Source organism: Sphingopyxis terrae subsp. terrae NBRC 15098 (assembly GCF_001610975.1).
Classification (GTDB): Bacteria; Pseudomonadota; Alphaproteobacteria; order Sphingomonadales; family Sphingomonadaceae; genus Sphingopyxis; species Sphingopyxis terrae_A.
The window spans coordinates 2,845,895-2,865,861 of sequence record NZ_CP013342.1 but is presented as its reverse complement, the minus strand read 5'-3'; the positions used below and the strand labels follow the sequence as shown (position 1 = coordinate 2,865,861).

The 19,967-nt window shown below is 64.7% G+C and carries 13 protein-coding genes and 2 riboswitches; of the genes, 7 read left to right on the top strand and 6 right to left on the bottom strand.

Features of this window, described 5'->3' with window-relative positions; genetic code table 11:
* Positions 1-8 precede the first annotated feature (8 nt).
* Positions 9-187, bottom strand: a riboswitch (yybP-ykoY riboswitch).
* The 5 genes from AOA14_RS13640 to AOA14_RS13620 form a co-directional block, all read right to left on the bottom strand.
* Positions 166-408: a hypothetical protein gene (locus AOA14_RS13640; RefSeq protein WP_062902189.1), complete on the bottom strand. Its 243-nt coding sequence runs from the start codon at positions 406-408 to the stop codon at positions 166-168. (Overlaps the previous riboswitch by 22 nt.)
* On the bottom strand, positions 408-4,637 hold the full coding sequence (locus tag AOA14_RS13635) for a translocation/assembly module TamB domain-containing protein (RefSeq protein WP_062902188.1): 4,230 nt from the start codon (positions 4,635-4,637) through the stop codon (positions 408-410). The genes AOA14_RS13640 and AOA14_RS13635 overlap by 1 nt, the downstream gene beginning before the upstream one ends.
* Positions 4,637-6,973 (bottom strand): autotransporter assembly complex protein TamA, encoded by a 2,337-nt coding sequence (locus tag AOA14_RS13630; RefSeq protein WP_062902187.1) that lies wholly within the window; start codon positions 6,971-6,973, stop codon positions 4,637-4,639. The genes AOA14_RS13635 and AOA14_RS13630 overlap by 1 nt, the downstream gene beginning before the upstream one ends.
* 106 nt (positions 6,974-7,079) lie before the next feature.
* The gene (locus AOA14_RS13625) at positions 7,080-8,282 is read right to left on the bottom strand and encodes a nucleotide sugar dehydrogenase (RefSeq protein ID WP_058812115.1); all 1,203 of its coding nucleotides are present in this window, start codon (positions 8,280-8,282) and stop codon (positions 7,080-7,082) included.
* Between the two features lie 76 nt (positions 8,283-8,358).
* On the bottom strand, positions 8,359-9,822 hold the full coding sequence (locus AOA14_RS13620) for a protein adenylyltransferase SelO (protein WP_062902186.1): 1,464 nt from the start codon (positions 9,820-9,822) through the stop codon (positions 8,359-8,361).
* A 488-nt stretch (positions 9,823-10,310) separates the two neighbouring features.
* Between AOA14_RS13620 and AOA14_RS13615 the strand changes: the two genes are divergently transcribed.
* The 5 genes from AOA14_RS13615 (at position 10,311) to AOA14_RS13595 (ending at position 15,581) form a co-directional block, all read left to right on the top strand.
* Positions 10,311-10,703, top strand: a complete 393-nt coding sequence (locus AOA14_RS13615; protein WP_062902185.1) for a hypothetical protein — start codon at positions 10,311-10,313, stop codon at positions 10,701-10,703.
* A gap of 70 nt (positions 10,704-10,773) precedes the next feature.
* Positions 10,774-10,963, top strand: a riboswitch (cobalamin riboswitch).
* 74 nt (positions 10,964-11,037) lie between these two features.
* Positions 11,038-13,005 (top strand): TonB-dependent receptor plug domain-containing protein, encoded by a 1,968-nt coding sequence (locus AOA14_RS13610; protein WP_082819937.1) that lies wholly within the window; start codon positions 11,038-11,040, stop codon positions 13,003-13,005.
* Positions 13,006-13,028: 23 nt separating this feature from the next.
* Positions 13,029-13,826, top strand: coding sequence for an ABC transporter substrate-binding protein (locus AOA14_RS13605; RefSeq protein ID WP_202988270.1), 798 nt, complete (start codon positions 13,029-13,031; stop codon positions 13,824-13,826).
* Positions 13,823-14,809, top strand: a complete 987-nt coding sequence (locus AOA14_RS13600) for a FecCD family ABC transporter permease (RefSeq protein ID WP_062902182.1) — start codon at positions 13,823-13,825, stop codon at positions 14,807-14,809. The genes AOA14_RS13605 and AOA14_RS13600 overlap by 4 nt, the downstream gene beginning before the upstream one ends.
* Complete coding sequence (locus AOA14_RS13595; RefSeq protein ID WP_202988269.1) at positions 14,802-15,581, top strand: ABC transporter ATP-binding protein; 780 nt, start codon at positions 14,802-14,804, stop codon at positions 15,579-15,581. Before AOA14_RS13600 ends, AOA14_RS13595 begins: the two co-directional genes overlap by 8 nt.
* An 18-nt stretch (positions 15,582-15,599) precedes the next feature.
* Here AOA14_RS13595 and AOA14_RS13590 read toward each other — a convergent pair whose 3' ends face one another.
* Positions 15,600-16,526 carry a class I SAM-dependent methyltransferase gene (locus AOA14_RS13590; RefSeq protein WP_202988268.1) on the bottom strand — a complete coding sequence of 309 codons (927 nt, stop codon included), beginning with the start codon at positions 16,524-16,526 and terminating at the stop codon, positions 15,600-15,602.
* Positions 16,527-16,780: 254 nt separating this feature from the next.
* On the opposite strand from AOA14_RS13590, the gene galE reads away from it, so the two are divergent.
* Together galE and AOA14_RS13580 are read left to right on the top strand one after the other, a co-directional pair.
* Positions 16,781-17,806 (top strand): UDP-glucose 4-epimerase GalE, encoded by a 1,026-nt coding sequence (gene galE, locus AOA14_RS13585; protein ID WP_062902180.1) that lies wholly within the window; start codon positions 16,781-16,783, stop codon positions 17,804-17,806.
* A gap of 408 nt (positions 17,807-18,214) precedes the next feature.
* Positions 18,215-19,744, top strand: coding sequence for a hypothetical protein (locus AOA14_RS13580; RefSeq protein ID WP_202988267.1), 1,530 nt, complete (start codon positions 18,215-18,217; stop codon positions 19,742-19,744).
* Positions 19,745-19,967: the final 223 nt, after the last annotated feature.

Here is a 19,967-nt window from a genome sequence, read left to right as displayed (position 1 = left end):
CCGGGGCCGAGCGGCAAGCGAACTCCAACAGCGATCGCGCCCGCCGCCCGGCCCGGACGAAGGTGCGACGCCATTGGTCTCGCCCAAACGCTTTCGCGCTTCCGCGGCGCCACGGCCTCTCGACCGAGTATGTTGACGCTGCGGCCCGTCCGGCAGGACGGCTGGCTACTCCCCAGATGACGGGGGTGCGTTAGACGCGGTCGAGGCGGCTGGCAAGCCCTTCGTCTGCGAACCATTGCCCGGCGCGGCCGCGGCGGCGGCCTTGTCCGCCTCCGACAGATCCTTGTCCATCGCCCGCGCGCGCGCTTCGATGTCGGATGCAGCCTTGTCGTACCGCTGGTCGAAATCGGGCGGCTGTTTGCACGCCGCCAGCGCGAACAGCGGCAAGAGCATCAGCGCGCGGTGCATCAATAATCCTTGCGGTAGCGGACGGAGAAGTTCGATTGCCCCGAACCGCCCGCCTGGCTCAGGATCGACAGCGCGCGCGTCAGGCTGATCTCGAGCTGCGTCGCGGTATAACCGCGCGCATCGGTGATGACCTCAAGATAGATGTCCTTCGAGATATATTGCCCTGCCGCCAGCGCGGTGCCGCGTCCGGTCGTATCGTCGGGCCCCAGAATGCGCAGGCGGTCGATCCCCGCCGCCGACTGGAGCGCGCCGAGCGGGCTGAGCCCCCCGCCACCGCCGCGCAGTGTGTTGAGCGACGCCGCGAGTTGCACCGCCTGGAGCGGCGACAGCGAGGTGATCGAATCGCCGAACAGGATGCGCGAGACGATTTCGTCCTGCGGCAGTCCGGGCACGCTCGAAAAGGCGACCTGCGGGTTGCTCGCGCGCCCGGTCACCGCGACATTGACGGTCACATTGTCGAAAGTGTCGGTCGCGAGGAGGTTGATCGCGGGATCATAGGCATCGCCGGTGGGGAAGGTCACCTTGCCCTGTTCGAGGTTGAACGAGCGCCCCGCGAAATCGAGCGTGCCGCGCACCAGTTCGATCTCGCCGGTCACGCGCGGCGCGACGGTGGTTCCCTTCAAGGTGACGTCGGCCTGCCATTCGGATTCGAGCCCCATGCCGGTCACATAAATCTGTTCGCCGGCGCGCAGGCGGATGTCGAGCCGGATCAGGTCGAACAGGCTGCCGCCGACCGCCGCCAGCCCGTCGCCGCTGATCCGGCGGCGCCCACTCGGCGGCTTGCGGCGCACGCCGGTGAGCACGGGAACGCTCGCCGCGCCCTCGCGCACGATGCGATAGCGCGTTTCGGGCAGGCGCAGGTCGCCCGACAGCAGCGCTGCCTCTCCCGCTGCTTTTGTGAGCGTCAGCGTGCCGGTCGCGCGCGCGCCGATATTCTCGCTGCGCGCCAGCCGCGCATTGTCGAGCGTGGCGACGATGTTCATCGGATAACCATCGGCCGACGACAGGCTGACATAGCCTTTTGCCGCGACGCTTCCGGTGCCGGCCTTGGCGGTAAGCTGATCGATTTCGAGCCGGTTTCCGGTGAAGCGGCCGCTGACCACCATGTCGGTCAGCTTGGTGCCATAGGTCTGGTTCTCATAGGTCATGCCATTGCCCTTGAGCACGCCCTGCAGACAGGGATCGGCAAGCTGGCAACTGAAGTCCGCCGCCACCGCAACCGGGCCCGCGAGCCCCTGATCGGCGGGACCGACGAAGGAATAGAGCGTGTCGGCGGGACCATTATAACGCAGCCCGCCGCCGAGCGGTGCGGCGCGCAGGCGCGTCATCCAGTCGCCCGCGCCCGGCCCGAGCGGGCGCAGCGACGCCTGCAGCCGTCCGATCACGCTGCCGCGCTTGCGCACCACGGCGCGCAATTCACCCCCGTCGGCGAGCAGCTTGCCCGCGAAATTGACGTCGACCGGCTGGCTGACCGCCGCCGCGGTCGTGCGCGTGAAATCGTTGATCGTCAGCCGCGCGTCGGCACGCGGGAAAGCGTCGGAATTTTCCTGCGCGAAGTCGAGGCTGCCGGTCGCGCGCCCGCCGAGCCCCAGTCCCGGATAGACGGCGTTGAGGATCGTCATATTGGCGCGCTCAAGGCGGCTCTGGAGGACGACGCCCTTGCCGAAGCGCCCCGCGAGGCGCGCGCTGCTGCCGCGGCCGAGGTCGATGGTTGTCGGCAGCAGTTCATAATCGTCGGTATGCGGCACGATGCGCGCCGGCGACGCGGTGCGGAAGTTGATGCCGCTGGCGCGGCCCTGCACCGATGCGCGCCACAGCTCGGGTGTCAGATCGGCATTGGCGGCGATGCGGAACGGCACGCCGCTCGTCCCCTCGACCAGCGCCTGCGCCTTGCCGCGCCCGTCGCGATAGTCGATCTTCACCCGCCCGACCGCAATGTCATAATCGCGGATGCGCGTGTCGGCGAGCTGGATGTCGGCGATGATCCGCGGCTTGTCGTAAAGGATCATGTCGGCATCGACGATCGCGCTGCCGACCGCGAGCCGCGCGGCGCCGGGCAGCACCACATTATTCGCGCGGATGTTCGCCGCGACCGCCTGATATTGACCGTCGGCGCTCAGCCGCACGATACCGCCCAGCCCCTGCCCCGATGCGTCGAGCCGGCCGACGAACGGCCCCGCCGCGCTTTGCTGCAGCCGTCCCTTGAAGCCGATCCCCGACAGGTCGGCACGTTCGACATCGATGGTCAGCGGGCCGGCGGCGGTCAGCAGGACGACATCGGCGGTCAGCGGACCGTAATCCGTCTCCCCCTTCGCCGCGAGCCGGTATCCGTTGGGGGCGCCCGTCAGTCGCGCTTCCAGATTGGCGAGGCCGATGCCGAGGCCGGGGCGCTCGGCGCGCAGCGTCGCGCGCGGGTCGCTGATCGTGCCCGCCACCTCGACGCCAAGCGGCCCGTAATCGACCGAAGTGGCGCGCGCGACGAGCTGGAGCTGGCCGCCCGGCGCATAGCTGCCCTGCCCGCTCGTCACCCGCAGCCGCGGCGCGGTGAGGCGCAGATTGGCGAAGCGCACGATGCCGTCGGTGCCATAGCGAATGTCGCTCGTCGCCACGGCATTGCCGCCGAGCAGGTCGCGAACGCCCGAATTGAACAATTGGGTCGATCGCGCGCGAATGCGGCCGGCAATCTCGAACCCGTCGGTACCGACACGCTTCAGATCGACCTCGGTGCCGATGTCGAAGATGCCGACGCTTTCGATGCGGTAATTATTGACCCGCCCGTCGATGGCGCCGGTGTAGAAGCCGCGGTTGAGGTCGGCGACGATGATCGCCTTGGCGTCGATGCGCGGCGACCGCAGGCGGAGGTTATCGCTGAGCAGCCGCCCATTCTTGTAAGCAAGATCACCGTCGAGCCGCACCGCGACGAGCGTTCCGCCCGCTACCGTATCGAGCCCGCGGATGCGCGCCGCGCGCCCCGTCACCGGGATGACGATCTGGTCGACATCGACGCGCGCCTTGCCCGACAGGTTCAGCGCCTCGACGACGATATCATTGACCGCAAGGCTCGCCGCATCGACGCGATACGCGACCGTCGGCGTCGCGAAGGCGCCATCGAGCCGCGCCGAAGCCCGGCCGCCGCTCGCCCGAAGCGCCGGCGCGATCGCGGCGGGGCGCAGCAGCACGAACGTCAGTTGCAGGCCATCATAGCGATTGGCGCCGAGATCGAGGCCGCCGCTGATCCCGAGCCGCATCGCATCGGACGAAACCCGACCGTCGAGATCGGCCTTGCGCTGGGCGAGCCGCGCCGTGACATCGACCGCCGTCTCGCGGCCGAGCAGCGCCGCCGGCGTGCCCGCGAACAGCCGCGCCGCCTGCGTGGTACCCTTGACCGCGAACGTGCCGTCGCGCGCGCTCAGCGCCAGCCCGGCAAGCGGCGCCGCGCCCAGCGTCGCGTCGAGGCGCCCGTCCCAGCGCGTCCAGTCGCCGCGGCCGGCAAGCTTGGCCGTCAGCGGCTCCTTGAACCCGCCGAGTGCCGCCAGCACCCCACCGGCGGGAGCGTTGACGTCGAGCGTCAGCGCCAGTCGGTTCTTTTCGGGCACCGCGTCGAGCAGCAGCGCGAGCCGGTCGCCCTTCGTCTTGCCGCCGATGGTCTCGGCCTTCGCCGTCACCTGCGCGCGCCGGTCGGCGATCGCGACCTTGCCATCGATGCGGAGTTCCTGCCGCGCTCCTGTCACCGCAGGCTCGACAACGAAACGGTCGACGCGCAGCCGCCCGATGTCGATATCGAGGTCGGGAAGCAGGGGTTCGCCAGTGTCGGGCGTCGGACGGAATGCGGGCAGCCGTTGCAGCACGATCGTCGAGGCGGTCGCCGAACGGACATCGACATGGTTATTGAGATAGGCAAAGGGTCGCCAGTCGACCCTGACCTCGGGCGAGCGCAGGAACACGCCCTTCGGGTCCGAAAGCGTGAAATCGCGCACCACCATCGCGCCATAGAGCGATCCGTCGAGCCGGCCGATGCCGATCTTCAGCCCGTTCGAAAATTCATATTTCTCGATCTGGGTGACGACAAAGCGGCGCCCGGCGTCGCTGTTGAGACCGACGACGAACAATGCGATCAGCGCGAGCAGCCCGCCGACGACGATCCCCGTCCAGCGCAGCACGCGGCGCGGCCATGGATTGCTCCGCGGCGGCGGCGTGTCCTCCATCGGCTCGGCTGCGCCCTCGGCCATCAGAAAGCCTGCCCGATCGAGACATAGACGCTGATCCGCGATTCACCCGGCTTGCGGTCGATCGGCGTCGCGACGTCGAGCCGCATCGGGCCGAAATTGGTGTAAAAGCGGCCGCCGATGCCGGCGCCGAAGCGCAGGTTCGAAAAATCGGGGGTCGATCCGGTATAGACCTGTCCCGCATCGACGAAGCCGACGATCCCGAAATTACCGAACCGGTAGCGCGCCTCGAACGCCGCTTCGTTGACGCTGCGCCCACCGATCGGATCGTTGTTGGGATCCTTGGGGCCAAGCTGTTGATAGCCGAAACCGCGCACCGACCCGCCGCCGCCGGCATAGAAGCGCCGCGACGGCGCCAGCCGCTCGCGCGCGGCGCCCAGGATCGAGCCAACGCGCACGCGGCCCGCGAGCACGATATTCTCGGCCACCGGATAATAGCCGCTGACATCGACGCGCGCGCGCGCATAGGGCGAGAAGCGCCCGCTCATCGACCCTTCGGGCTCGATCAGCGTGGTGACGCGAAATCCCTTGGTCGGATCGAGCAGGCTGTTGGTGCGATCGATCCCGATCTGTCCGGTCAGGCCGACGATATAATATAGGTCGCGTTCGCGATCGGCGAGCAGGAAACTGTAATCATCCTCGCTCGTCGCGATAAGCTGCACGCCATAGGCATAGGTCAGCTTTTTCTGCCAGATCGGCGTCGAATCATAGCTGACCCGCGCCGCAATGCGCCCCGTCAGCGCCTCGAACGCGTTATAATTGCTCCGCGTCGCCTCACCGACCAGTTCAAAGGTGCGATCCCGCCGCCCCGCATTCGACCGGCGGAAGGTGACCCCCAGCCCCTGCTCCTGCGTCCCCGCGACGCCGCGCACGATCAACGCGCCTTCAGGCGGGAAAAGATTGCGGTGGGTCCAGCTTCCTTCGACGCGGATTCCCTCGCCGGTGCCATAGCCGGCACTGGCGGCGAGCGTGCGCGGCGGTCCCGCCTGCTGGTTGACCAGCATCGTCACATATTCGGTATCGTCGCCCGCGCTCTCGCCCGTCGCCTGCGGCTCGACCGACACGGTCGCGAACAGGCCGGTGGCGACCAGCGCCTGCCGCAGATCGTCGACCTTGCGGCTGTCGTAGAGATCGCCGCGCTTGAACCGTGCCATGATCGCGACATGGTCGGCGCCAAAGGCCTCCTCGCCGCTACTCGCAAAGCCGCCGAAACGGGCGCGCGGGCCGATGTTGATCGGCAGCGTGTAGACGCCCGTTGCCTTGTCGCCATCGAGCAGGATGTCGCGCTGGCCGACCTTGGCAAAGGGATAGCCTTCCTCGGGAAGTTTGAGCGAGATCGCCGCTTCAGCGCCCTGAACCCGTTCGGCGACGATCGGCTCGCCGATAGCGAGCGGGAAATTGTCGGCGATCAGCCCCGGCGGCACCGTCGGCTTGGCATCGAGGATGATGTCCGAAAAGCTGTAGCGCGGACCCGGCTTTACATCGATCACCGCTGAAACCGGCTGCCCGCGCTCGCGGCCGGCGCGATCGATACGCGTATCGACGCTGCCGTCATAATAGCCTTCGGACGACAAGATGCGCTGCATCAGCTCCGCATCATTGCTCAGCCGGGCGCGCAGCATCGCGAAATTGTCGGCCTTGCCATCGCCGTCATAGAGCGCCGACAGGTCGCCGAACAACCCGGAGAGGTCGGCATCGGTGCTGTCGTCGGCTGCGGCAAGACCATTGACCTGCACCGAATAGGCGACCTGCCGGTTCTCGCCCTCGGGCTCGGCATCGACGAACTGGACCGGCTGAACGTCAAAGCTTTCGAGCGGCGGCAAGGGCGCGGCGAGCTCGGTATCGGTTATCGGCGCATCGCCGATCGGCTCGACCGTCTGCCCGTCGGCGAGCGCGGGAACGGGCGTGCCATCGACCTGCGGCACGGCGTCGGCTGTACCGTTCGCCTTCTGCTTCGCCGCATCGGCGACGCGCTTTTCGAAATCGGCGATCGATTCGAGCGGCTTGTCGAGCTCGGGATCGTCCTCCGCACTGATCGGAGGAATCGCCTTCCTGAATTCGTCATCGGGAATGATCGGCGCCACCTCGGGCAAGACCGCGCCCTCGGGCGGCGGCGACGGGCTCGCGATCGGGGTATCATCGCCGGGAGGCGGCGTATCGGCCGCGGCGGGCTCCGCGGTCGCAGCCTCTGCAGCCGGCGGCGCGGCCGGTTCGCGCTCCTGCGCGGCGACCGCATGGGCGCAGGCGAGCGAGAGCAGCGACGCGGACAATAGCCCCCACCGCCCCCGAGCATCGACGCCAAAGCCGTTCAATTCGTGACGCTTTTTTTCGCTGGCCATCTGTCCACAACCGATGCGCACTTGTGGCTTGCCCGCCGCACGCACGCAACCCGGTTTTCGGGGAAACCGGCTCGGTCCGTCGAAAAGGCGGCCCCGTGGCAACCGCTCAGCTATCGGCGCCGAACAGATCGCGGCTGTAGACCTTGTCGGCCACATCGGCGAGTTCGTCGGCGACGCGATTGGCGATGATCACATCGGCCTCGGCCTTGAAGGCATCAAGATCGCGCACGACCCGCGAGTTGAACAGCCGATCCTCCTCGATCAGCGGTTCATAGACGATAACCTCGATCCCCTTGGCCTTGACGCGCTTCATCACGCCCAGGATGCTGCTCGCGCGGAAATTGTCGGATCCCGCCTTCATCGCGAGCCGGTGGATGCCGACAACGCGCGGCTTGCGGCGAACGACCTCGGCGGCGATGAAATCCTTGCGCGTGGTGTTCGATGCCACGATCGCCTGGATCAGATTCTGCGGCACGTCCTGATAATTGGCAAGCAGCTGCTTGGTATCCTTGGGCAGGCAATAGCCGCCGTAGCCGAAGGACGGGTTATTGTAGAATTGCCCGATCCTGGGATCGAGCCCTACCCCGTCGATCACCTGCCGGCTGTCGATTCCGTGCATCGCGGCATAGGTGTCGAGTTCGTTGAAGAAGGCGACGCGCATCGCAAGATAGGTGTTGGCGAACAGCTTGATCGCCTCGGCCTCGGTATTGCCCGTTTGCAGCACATCGGTCTTGTCCTTGAGCGACGCCTGCTCGAGCAGCCGCGCGAAATCGGCGGCGCGCGGGTTCGTGTCGCCGACGATGATCCGCGAGGGGTAGAGATTGTCGTATAGCGCGCGCCCTTCGCGCAGGAATTCGGGCGAGAAGACGATATTGTCGCTGCCGAACTCGGCGCGCATGCGGTCGGTGAAGCCGACCGGAATCGTCGATTTGATGACGATCAGCGCGCGCGGCGCGAGCGCCAGCGCATCGGCGATGACCGCTTCGACCGTGCTCGTGTTGAAATAATTATTGTCCGGATCATAGTCGGTGGGCGTCGCGACGATCACGAAATCGCTGTCGCGATAGGCGTCCTGCTTGTCGGTCGTCGCGACCAGATCGAGCGGACGGTTCGCCAGATACTCCTCGATCTCCGGGTCGGCGATCGGCGAGGTCCGGGCGTTGATGAGGTCGACCTTCTGCTGATCGATATCGAGCGCGACGACGCGGTTGCGCTGCGCGAGCAGCACCGCGTTCGATATGCCGACATAGCCGGTACCGACCACGGTGATTTTGGGCGAGCTGGCTGCCGCCGATTCGGTCTGGGACAAAGATGCGATCCTCGATTGGGTTGGCGGCCGCTCTAGCAAGTGCCGGGCGGCCGCTCAACAGCGCCCGGCACGCCGGTCAGGTTCCGCAAAAGGTCGTATAGGGTCCGAAGCCTTCGGGTGCCGGGTGGGCAAAAGCCTCCCACTCGCCCCGCGGCACGAACGGCTGACGCACGACATCGAGCAGTTCGAGCCACGCCGTCATACCGCCGGCCTCGGCATCGACCAGCGCCGCCTCGACCAGATGATTGCGCGGGATATAGAGCGGGTTGACCCGGTCCATCGCGTCGGCGCATTCGAGCGGCCCTGCGGGCTCGCGCTCGATCAGCGCCCACCACTCGGCGATCCACGGCGCCATGGCGTCGGGCGCCGGGAGCAGCGCCTGCAACATATCGCCCTCGCCGCGGAGCAGCATGGCGAGCGCGCGGAAGAACAGCGTGAAATCGACCTGATGCGTCTCGAGCTGATCAAACAAGCCGTCGATCAACTCGGCATCGCCATCGCCCGGCTGCGTCAGCCCGAGCTTGGCGCGCATCCGTGCGAACCAGGCCATGCGAAAGCGTTCGGGAATGGCGTTGGCAAGCGCCTTCGCCTCTTCGACATCGTCCGGCCTTACCGCGTGGATGGCCGGGAGCAGCGCTTCGGCGAAGCGCGCCATGTTCCAGTGCAAGATTTGCGGCTGGCGGCCGTAGGAATAGCGTCCGTTCGCGTCGATCGAGCTGAAGACCGTGTTCACCGCGAAGCGGTCCATGAAGGCGCAAGGGCCATAATCGATCGTCTCGCCGCTGATCGCGACATTGTCGGTGTTCATCACCCCGTGGATGAAGCCGACGCCAAGCCAGCTTGCGACGAGATCGCACTGCAGGCCGATCACCCGGTCGAGCAGCGCCAGATGCGGATTGGCCGCCTCGGCAAGCTCGGGAAAATGCCGGCGCACGGCATAGTCCGACAGTTGAACGACATGGTCGGCGCCGAAATGCGCGGCGAAGAACTGAAAGGTGCCGACGCGGATATGACTGCTCGCAATGCGCGTCAGCACGGCACCGGGATGCGCCTGCTCGCGCTGGACGCGATCGCCGGTGGCCACCGCGGCAAGCGCGCGCGTCGTCGCGATGCCCATCGCCGCCATCGCCTCGGACACGAGGAACTCGCGCAGCACGGGGCCGATCGCCGCCTTGCCATCGCCGTTGCGCGAAAAAGGCGTCGGCCCCGACCCTTTGAGCTGCACGTCGAACCGCGCCCCGTCGGGCGCGACGATCTCGCCGAGCAGCAGCGCGCGGCCGTCGCCCAGTTGCGGTGAGAAATGCCCGAATTGATGCCCCGCATAGGCCAGCGCCAGCGGGTTGGCGCCGCCGGGCATTTCCTCGCCCGAAAATATCCGGGCGAGCTGTGCATCGCTTGCGCCCGCCGCATCGATCCCTAACCGGTCGGCAAGCGCATGGTTGAAGATCAAGAGCGTCGGCGCCGACGGCTTCGCCGCCTCCGCGGGCGCATAAAAACCCGGCATCGCGTCGTGAAAACTATTGTCGAACGCAAAATCCATGCCCGGCTCCCTAAGGCAGCAATGTCGGTCGAAGCGCCAACGATTGCAAGCCGCAGCACAGTCGTCACCATCCTGCATTATGTCGCGAAGCCGCGTCCGTTCGCCGCGTCATCCATTTCAGTTCCCGAGATATATGATAGGGCATGGCGATCAATCCAAACGTCATGGAACAGTCATCGTTTGGTCACCCCCTGCGTATAGATGACGCCGTCCCAAGGCTGAATGCTACAAGCAGAACAACATCCAATATGAAAGAATTGGATTATCATTCGTTGACAAATACTTGTAGTGGCGAGATGGAATGACACGATCAAGATTTGGATAGGGCCGGGCACCTCCAGTGGATAGGATTGCACCAGCCTCGAAGGCCCCGCCAGTCTGGCGGGGCCTTCAACTTTTTAAAGCCCGGGCATACAAGCAAGGTTCAGGCAGCGCGCACCAAAGGGCAGCAGCCCGATCCCGAGCGCCGCGCGATTCGAAAGTGATCAATGCAAATTCTGCAGCAAGCCGCCGCCGATTATCACGGCCTCATTCTGGATATAGGCGCGGCGACGGGCCTCCCCGATGCGATGCTGCACCTGCATGCAGGAATGCTCATCTTCCTCGCGACCGCGCTCGTGGTGCGCCGGGGCCTGCATGACATATTGCCGCTCGGCATCGTCATCATCGCCGCCTGCGGCAATGAGGTGCTCGACCGGATCAATCTCGGTAACTGGAACTGGCCCGACACGCGTATGGACCTGTTCAACACGATCGTCTGGCCGCTCGCGACCCTCCTCGTCGCCCGGACCGTTCGGGGCCGCCGTTCTGCCGCCGCCGACAAGAAAGCCCCAGCCGAGCCAGTCACTGAGCCAGCCGCGGCCAACCCCGACTTTACCTGAAACACGGCGCGCCGGTCCAAGCCCGGCCCGCGAATTGGCGATTGCAGCGCGCTTCCGCATTTGCTAGCGGCCCGCACCGTGACCTCGGGTTGCCCGGTGACGGGCATGAAAAGGGAAGACCGGTCGATCCGGCGCTGCCCCCGCAACTGTAGTCCGGCGAGGTGGATGCAATCATGCCACTGGAAGCTTGTCTTCCGGGAAGGCCGCATCCCACCGCTGACCCGGCGAGCCAGGAGACCTGCCAGGGCGTCGCCGTTATCTGCACGCGGGCGGGGTGCACCGGGCGCAGGCGAGGATCCTCGCGTGACGGCAAGCCGTTACGCTGGAGGTACTCGTGAAGTCATTTTTCTGGAAATCCACCTTGTCGCTCGTGGCCGTTGCCGCAGCCTCGCCCGCATCGGCGCAGGACGCTGATCCCGATGGTTCGACGATCACCGTCGTCGGCGATCTGCTCGGCGCCGACCAAAGCAACGCCTCGGTCTCGATCATCGACGCCGCCGCCATCCGCCGCGCCCAGAACGGCACCGCCGCCGATCTGATCGCGCGGTTGCCCGGGGTCAGCATCACCCAATATGGTACGCTCGGCAGCGTATCGAATGTGCGCATCCGCGGCGCCGAGGGCGAACAGACGCTGGTCGTCATCGACGGGGTGCGCGTCGGCGACCCCTCCTCGCCGGGCGGCGGCTTCGACTTCGCCAATCTGATGCTCGGCGCGATCGACCGCATCGAGGTGCTGCGCGGCGCGAACAGCCTGCCGTGGGGCAGCCAGGCGATCGGCGGGGTTGTCGCCATCTCGACCACCGAGCCCGACGTGGTCGGCGGCGGCACGAGCGGCCGGATCGGCGCCGAATATGGCGCGCGCGATACGGCGCGGGTCAACGGCCAGCTCCGCGCCGATCTCGGCGCGTCGCAATTCGGCCTCGGCGGCGGCTATGTCCGCACCGACGGGATCAGCAATGCCGCGGTCGGCACCGAGCGCGACGGATACCGCCAATATGCGCTCAACCTCACCAACCGGACCGAGATCGGCAATACGCTGACCTTCCGCGCCTTCGGCCTGTATGCCGACAGCCGCGTCGACCTCGACGGCTTCGCGCCGCCGACCTACAGCTTCGGCGACACCGCGGAATATCAAAAGACGCGCGAACATTATGCCGCCGCCTCGGTCGAGCACCGCCCCGGCGGCAACGACAGCACGACCGGCTTCTCGCACAAGCTCGCCTTCGGCTTTGCCGACATCAACCGCGACAATTTCGACCCGGCGGCGGGCAGCGATCCGAGCTTCAAGGCGCGCGGGCGCAGCGAGCGGCTTTCGTACAGCATCGACTGGCTGACCGCGGGCAATGCAAGCGGACAGCAAGTGCGGCTGATCGCGGGCGCCGAACGCGAATGGACGCGCTCGCTGACCGCCGACGCCTTTTCGAGCGACAGCGGCCGCACCGCGACCACCGGACTGTGGGCGATGATCGTCGGGAAGCCGACCGAGACGTTGTCGCTGACCGCGGGGGTGCGCCGCGACAATCACCGCGACTTCGGCGGCGCGACGAGCCTCGCCTTCGATGCGGGGCAGAAGCTCGGCGATCATGTCACGTTGCGCGCGAGCTATCGCGAAGGCTTCAAGGCGCCGACGCTGTTCCAGCTTTCGGATACCGCAGGCGCCTACGGCAATCCCGATCTGCAGCCCGAGCGCGCCCGCGCCTATGAAGTCGGGGTCCGCATCGCTGCCGCACCGCGCGCGTTCATCGACATCGCCTGGTATCGCCGCGACACGCGCAATCTTATCGATTTCGTGAGCTGTCCCGCCGGTCCCAATCCCCTGCCCCCGATCTGCGCGACAGGCAACCGTCCCTTCGGCACTTACGACAATATCAACCGCGCGCGCGGCCAGGGAGTCGAGGTCGAGGGTGCGGTGCAGCTGTCGCCGGGCCTGCGCTTCAGCGCCAACTACAGCCTCGTCGTCGCGACCGACCGCACCCCCGGTTCGGTCTACGAGGGCAATCGGCTGGCGCGGCGCCCCAAGCATCTTGCCAATGCCGAACTCGGCTGGACGCCCGGCGGCGCCTTTGCTGGCGCCGACCTGTCGGTCGCCGCGCGCTATGCCGGCAAGAGCTTCGACGATCGCGCGAACAATGTGACGCTGGACGATTATTGGCTGGTCGATCTGCGCGCGAGCTACCCGCTCTTCGCGGGAATCGATGTCTATGGCCGCATCGAGAATCTGTTCGACACCGATTATCACACGGTGGCGGGCTATGGCACTGCGGGCCGCTCGGCCTATGTCGGGGTCCGCTGGGCCTTCTGATGCGCGCGGGAGCGGCCCTCGCGATGCTGGCGGCCCTTTCGGCCTGCCAGCCGCGCGCGCCGCTCCCCGCCCGTCACGGCATCGTCAGCATCGATTATTGCGCCGACCAGATGCTGCTCGGCCTGGTGCCCAAGGAGCGCATCCGCGCCATATCCTTCGAGGCGGCGAGCGACAGCGCCTTTGCCGCACCGCGCGCCGCGGGTCTGCCGCGGCTACGCCCGCAGCTTGAGGATATTGCGATGCTGCGCCCCGCGGTGGTCGTGCGCTCCTATGGCGGCAGCGCGAAGCTCGACCGCCAGCTCGAAGCGATGGGGATAAAGGTCGTGCAGCTCGGCTATGCGGGCACGCTCGCCGATGTCCGAAGCCAGATGCTCCGGGCAGGCGCGGCGCTCGGCGCCGGCCCGCGCGCCGCGGCGCTGGTCAAGGCCTTCGATACCGAGGTCGCCGCCGCGCACCAGGGCGGCGGGCACGCGGGCACCGCGCTTTACATCACCCCCGGCGACGTCACGACCGGCCCCGGTTCACTGGTCGCCGAGGTCATGGAAGCGGCGGGCTTCACCCCCTATCGCACCCGCCCCGGCTGGGGCAGCCTGCCGATCGAGGAGATGGTGCGCCGCCCGCCCGATCTCGTGTTCCGTGCCTTTTTCGACAGCGCGCGCTATCGGCAGGATTATTGGACCGCCTCGCGCCACCCCGTCGTGGCCGAAGCCACGCGCCATGCCCGCGATGTCGAGGTGCCCGGTGGCTGGCTCTCGTGCGGCAATTGGCTGACGGGGCACGCGGTCAAGGCGCTCGCCGATGCGCGAAAGGATATGCGATGACGCGCCTCAACCTGACCCTCGCCGCGCTGCTGCTGCTCGCCGCACTGCTCGCGCTGGCAACCGGCCCCGATGGCGTGTCGCCGACGCTATTCGCCGATTGGCTCGGCGGGCATGACCCCGCCGCGACGATCATCCTTGCCGACATCCGGCTGCCGCGCGTGCTCAGCGCCGCGGTCGTCGGCGCGTCGCTCGGCCTCTGCGGCGCCGCGCTGCAGGGGCTGACGCGCAACCCGCTCGCCGAACCCGGAATCCTCGGCGTCTCGGCGGCGGCGACGCTCGGGGCGACGCTGACGCTCTATTTCGGGCTCGCGGCGCTATTTCCCTGGGCGCTTGCCCTTGGCGCCATCGCGGGCGCCGCGCTCGCGACCCTGCTCCTCGCCTCGGCGGCGGTGCGGACGCAGGGCATGGCGAGCCTGATCCTTGTCGGCGTCGGCCTCTCGAGCCTCGCGGGCGCGCTGATGGCGCTGATCCTCAACTTCGCGCCCAACCCCTTTTCGCTCTCCGATCTCGTCAACTGGACGCTCGGGTCGGTCGCCAACCGGTCGCTCGCCGATCTCGCGATGACAGCGCCGCTGATCCTCGTCGGCGCGCTATTCCTGTTCGCCCAGCGCGCGAACCTGTCGCTACTCACGCTTGGCGAGACCGCTGCCGCCGCGCATGGCCTCGACGCCCGCCGCACCCGCATCGCGATCGTCGCCGGAACCGGAATCGCGACCGGCGCTGCGGTGGCGCTCGCCGGCGCGGTCGGCTTCGTCGGGATCGTCGCGCCGCATCTGGTTCGCCCGTGGACGGGGCACGATCCGGGGCGGACCCTGGCGCCTTCGGCGTGGCTGGGCGCGCTGCTCCTCGTGCTTGCAGATCTCGTCGTGCGTATTCTGCCAACCGACAATGAGCTGCGCCTCGGCGTCGTCGCCGCGCTCGCGGGCGCGCCGATGTTCACGCTCATCGTGCTGCGCCGCGGCCGTGGAGGTGCGCATGACTGACGATCTGATCATCGAGGCGCTGCGCGTCGAGGCGCAGGGTACCCCCCTCATCGCCGACATCAGCGCCCGCTTCGCACCGGGACAGTTGACCGCGATCGTCGGCCCCAATGGCGCAGGCAAATCGACGCTGCTTCGCGCGATGGCGGGCGTCGTGCCGACGCAGGGCACGATTCGCATGGGCACCGCCGACCTCACCGCACTGCGCCCCGCCGAACGTGCGCGGCGGCTTGCCTATCTGCCGCAGGTGCACGAACTCGCCTGGGATATCAGCGTCGCCGATATGGTCGCGCTCGGCCGCTTTTCCTATGGCGCTGCGCCGGGCCGACTCTCGGCCGAGGACAAGGCAGCCGTCGACCGCGCAATGGCCGCCACCGGCTGCACCGATCTGGCCCACCGCGGCGTTACCAGCCTGTCGGGCGGCGAGGCGGCTCTCGCCTGCCTCGCACGCGTCCTTGCCGCCGAAACGCCGGTCCTGCTCGTCGACGAACCGGTCGCGGCGCTCGATCCCGCCAATCAATATCGCGTGATGGAATGCCTTGCCTCGCTCGCCGCCGACGGCCGCACGGTCGTCGCGGTGCTCCACGACCTGTCGCTGGTCGCGCAATTTGCCGACACGTTAATGTGGTTGGTCAGCGGCGCCATGGTAGCGCAAACGAGCACCACTCGCGAGGCATTTATAAAACATGTGCCCGAAGTGTTTTCGATAACACCTTCGTTTGCAAATGAGAGTTGCAAAACAATCTATTTTTCAGAACGAGCTGAAATTCGATAGCACGGCCATTAGAACGTTTTATTTCTTAATGCCACAAGCAACCCAAAATGGAGCAGTTTCTCGAAAACGAATGTCTGACAAACCGCACGCCTCCATCATCTGCTGGATTTGACATCTCGAAAACCTTTGCTCGAGCCTAGTCCCGAATCGATCAAGTGCATCGGTGCGCATGGTGTAAAAGCTCTGGTCGCGATAAAAGCTCAAAGGCATCGCCTCCACATCAAAATTCATCTTCTGCATTATCATGGCGATACGGGCCAGCGGCCAATAGACAATGCATGCGAGAATATTAGTCATAGACTTTCGCACCATAAACGGCATTCTACTTATAATTTGGCGCGCAAAGTCACTCACCCTCCAAATAGCTCTAAACCAAACCGGACGATCGTCAAACGCATAGTATAGATAGACTAAAAACGGCGCTCCCGTTTTCAGTTTTGCGACGCAAGAGCGCATTGCGGCTTCGGTATCAGGGATGTGATGAAGCACACCAAGAGAATATCCAAAATCTTGGCTCGCGTCAGGTAAAGGGATATTATCTACGCCAGCATTGTGAAATTCGACACCGATGAATGCGCCAAGGGCCTGCTTGGCGATGTGCAACGCCTTTTTGGACGGATCAATGCAATGAAGCGTTCCTACCCGGGTCGCAACGCCCCTCGCCCACCGACCAGACCCACACCCCAAGTCGAAGCCAGAAGCATCAGCGGGAAGCGCCTCCCACGGAAAAATGGCAAAATATCCTTCAAAGAGTTGACGCCATTCTGCCTCGTCTAGCGCCGTCTGATCGAAAGCCGCCCATTCTTCTCCAAACCCTTCAACCGTTTTTTGGTCAATATTCTGCGCAGACAAATGCTTAGGCATCAGCAAGAGAACTCCAGAATCGAGGCGGCGTGCGCAAAGCCTTTTGGGGGCGACGAAAACGCAGCACATCTTGAGCGCCAAGAAAAATTTAAATGCTTCAAAATTTGATGCGTTATCATTTGCGTCGGCCTGTCCTCTAATATGACACTTGATTCTCTTGCCGCTGTCCCATCCCGCCCGGGTTTTGTCCAGCGCGGCGGCTCAGGCGAATGAGCTCTCGCTGAAGTCGAATATATTCATCGCCTGGAGAACCGCAGCGAAAGCCAGGCAGTTGACTCGACGATTTTGCCGATGGAATTATATGTCCACCTAAATGTTGAGGGTAAACAATTCCGATGAAAGTGTTGGTCACCGGCGGGGCGGGTTATATCGGCAGCCACACACTTGTCGCGCTCCTGGCGGCGGGTCATGAAGTCTGCGTCTTCGACAATTTTTCGAACAGTTCGCCCGTCGCGCTCGCCCGCGTACGCCAACTGACGAATCGCGATATCCGCCTGGTAGAAGCAGATATCTGCAACGGGGACGCGTTGATGCAAGCGACTACAGAATTTCGACCAGACGCCGTGATACATTTTGCGGGCCTCAAAGCAGTGGGTGAATCAAGTGAAAACCCGTTGCTATATTACGCTAACAACGTTGCAGGGTCAGTGAACCTTCTCGCGGCCATGGACGCTGCTGAGTGCCACAGGATTATTTTTTCTTCATCCGCAACAGTTTACGGCAGGGCCCAGTATCTCCCCTTCGACGAACAGCATCCTGTGCATCCCACCAATCCATATGGCCGCACGAAAGCGATAGTGGAGGAGTTGATCCGGGACTGGGCAGCAGCGCACCCCACCGCCTCGGCGGTTCTGCTTCGCTATTTCAATCCGGTTGGCGCCCATGATTCTGGCCTAATCGGAGAAGATCCGAGAGACATACCGAACAATCTGATGCCGTTCGTTGCGCAAGTTGCGGTCGGACGCCGGACCAGCCTGGCAATATTTGGTGACGATTACAATACGCGCGATGGTACCGGCGAGCGCGATTATATTCATGTCGTTGATCTCGCTAACGCCCATTTGGCCGCTCTCGACTACAGCGAGAAGGGACCATGCTGCGAGGTGGTCAATGTTGGAACCGGTCGCGGTATCACGGTAAAGGAGTTGGTCGCTGCATATGAGCGTGCCTGCGGACGAAATATTCCAGCGCAGATCGCTCCCCGCCGCCCAGGCGATGTCGCAAGCAGCTATGCAGCAACGGCCAAGGCCGAACGACTCCTGGGCTGGCGAGCAGCGCTCGATATCGACGCGATGTGCACCAGTAGCTGGCGATGGCAATCTAACAATATTGAAGGCTATGGCGACGCGTCGGCCGGCTAAATGCGATTGGATCAAGCGCTCACCTGATGACATGACGGAGCCGCCGTTGGGCGAGATAGCGCACCCCTCCGCCGCAATATGCCCTTGGTCACGATATTTGCTCGTACCGCCGACCTGCGTCGAGCAGCTAAACCTTTACAAGAAGCTCGTTCGGCGGAATGCGTTTCGCTTCGTTTGGCGAGACTTTGAAGCCTGTCGCCGCTGTCCGCCATCATAATGTTGTGCGATGTCGTCCAGGATCCGTTCGCGAAGGACGATGTGCCCGCCCTTCGCGAGCGATCACGCTGAAAAGAAATGCATGTCAAACCATTTCGCGCGGAGCATACCAGCGTCGGGAGCGGCAATCCTGCGACTCAGGAAGGTCAAACCTGCGGTGTTTCCATACCCCGCAGTCTCGCCAGTTCTATCGTGCTCCGCTATGACGCCACAAAAGGCATACCCGCACAGATGATACGGCCCACGGACTTCCGCCAGCGGGGCGACACTTCGCTCCAGCTTTTGCAGCGCTTTCTCGACGCGCTCGGCAATGGCATCGATGGCGAGCTAGACGGCGACTATGTCGTGCCGTCACAATTGCTGCTTCGTTGGAAATCGAACTTCACGCTGAACGGCAACGGTTACCGGATTACTCTTGCAGACGGCGCGGCAACCGGATGGGGCGGATCAGCACTTTATGTCGTCGGATGCCACGACTTCCTGATTGTGGACATGATCTGCGACGGAAATCGAGATAAGCGGATCCCGGCGGAAGATCCAGCGCATGTGATCGTGGTCGACAAATGCCATCGCTGGACTTTCCGGAATGTCCAGGCAGTCAATGGAACCTGCGACGGCTTCCTGATCTACGCGGGCACCGAGGGGAACGGCACCGGTCCGAACGGCGCGTTCTCCACGGCCGACGTCCCGTCTCGCTGGAGCCTCGAAAACTGCGCGGCGCTGAATAATTTCAGGCAGGGACTTTCAGTTATCGAAAGCGTCGAAGCCTCAATCGAGGGCGGTCGCTTTGGCCTGACCCACGGACTTTGGGACAGCGGCAACGGCCCCTGCGCAGGCATAAACCTTGAACCCGACGACCTGCCGTCGCGTCCCCGCGATCGCATACGCAACATCGCGATACGCAATGTACTCTTTGATGGCAATCAGGGACCGGGACTATTGATCACACGCGTCAACGGGGTGCGAGAGATAGACGTCGTCGATTGCATATTCGATGACAACAAAAGGGCCGCGATCGAATCTTTCGGCGACGATGTGGCAATCATGAGGCCGAAAATCCGTAATTGGTCGGGCCAACCCTACACGAGTCGCGCCGACGCCCCGCCAAAGCGCGGATCGATCGATATCGGCTATGGCGCCGGTCCGACGCGAATCGTCGATCCGGCATTCGAGTGCGTAGACAATGGCGCGTCCGACCGTCACCCGTGCATCTATGTCCACGGCGGTGCCGCCGCGGGCATCGTGATCCGCGGGATCCGATCAGACGGCAGCGCATCCTTCATCTGCGGTGCTCATGCGCCGCAGATTCAAGTCAGCCATAGCGTAATCGACCTGCATGCGGCCAACCGCCCCAACGCTTTTGTCTTCTTGGGCGACTATGCGGTGTTCGAACACATGATGCTACTTGGCGTTTATGAAAGCGCTGCCTACTTTGGCGGCAAGGCGCCGCGTATCCAAAATAACAAGTTTTTTGTGCGCGTAGCGACGCCAACCGTCTATGTCATCTCCGCATGGGATGCCACTGCGCCAGATTTGCGCGAGAATCTGATCGAATTCGACAAGCCTGTTGCGGCGAAGAGCATTTCGGTCGGGCAAAACGCAACGGTGATGGGCACCAAGGTCATCAACAGTATGAGCGACCGCCTATTTGATTCGCGTGGCATACCTCGCCTTGCCTCGGGAAACGCCCATGTCGCGCGCCGATCGCGTACGCCCCCCTGAACAGACGCGATAGTTTCCAAAGAGCTAAGGGTGGATTGAACGCATCACTTGTTGAACGTCTATGGCATTGCTTTTACAGGAACCAAAGTATTTGTCGTGCCGTTCTGCTTGCGGCGCGCAACCTTTGTCGGGGCCTCTCTGGCAGCCCCCCGAGATCGCGCCTGCGAGGATTTGCCCGTACGATGACATTTCGAGACTATGACTATTGGCGCCGCCTGCGGAA

What these genes read in the sequence shown, in the direction of transcription:
- AOA14_RS13640 (WP_062902189.1), bottom strand. Translation starts at nt 408, where the DNA reads ATGCACCGCGCGCTGATGCTCTTGCCGCTGTTCGCGCTGGCGGCGTGC.
- AOA14_RS13635 (WP_062902188.1), bottom strand. Translation starts at nt 4,637, where the DNA reads ATGGCCGAGGGCGCAGCCGAGCCGATGGAGGACACGCCGCCGCCGCGG.
- AOA14_RS13630 (WP_062902187.1), bottom strand. Translation starts at nt 6,973, where the DNA reads ATGGCCAGCGAAAAAAAGCGTCACGAATTGAACGGCTTTGGCGTCGAT.
- AOA14_RS13620 (WP_062902186.1), bottom strand. Translation starts at nt 9,822, where the DNA reads ATGGATTTTGCGTTCGACAATAGTTTTCACGACGCGATGCCGGGTTTT.
- AOA14_RS13615 (WP_062902185.1), top strand. Translation starts at nt 10,311, where the DNA reads ATGCAAATTCTGCAGCAAGCCGCCGCCGATTATCACGGCCTCATTCTG.
- AOA14_RS13605 (WP_202988270.1), top strand. Translation starts at nt 13,029, where the DNA reads ATGCTGGCGGCCCTTTCGGCCTGCCAGCCGCGCGCGCCGCTCCCCGCC.
- AOA14_RS13600 (WP_062902182.1), top strand. Translation starts at nt 13,823, where the DNA reads ATGACGCGCCTCAACCTGACCCTCGCCGCGCTGCTGCTGCTCGCCGCA.
- AOA14_RS13595 (WP_202988269.1), top strand. Translation starts at nt 14,802, where the DNA reads ATGACTGACGATCTGATCATCGAGGCGCTGCGCGTCGAGGCGCAGGGT.
- galE (WP_062902180.1), top strand. Translation starts at nt 16,781, where the DNA reads ATGAAAGTGTTGGTCACCGGCGGGGCGGGTTATATCGGCAGCCACACA.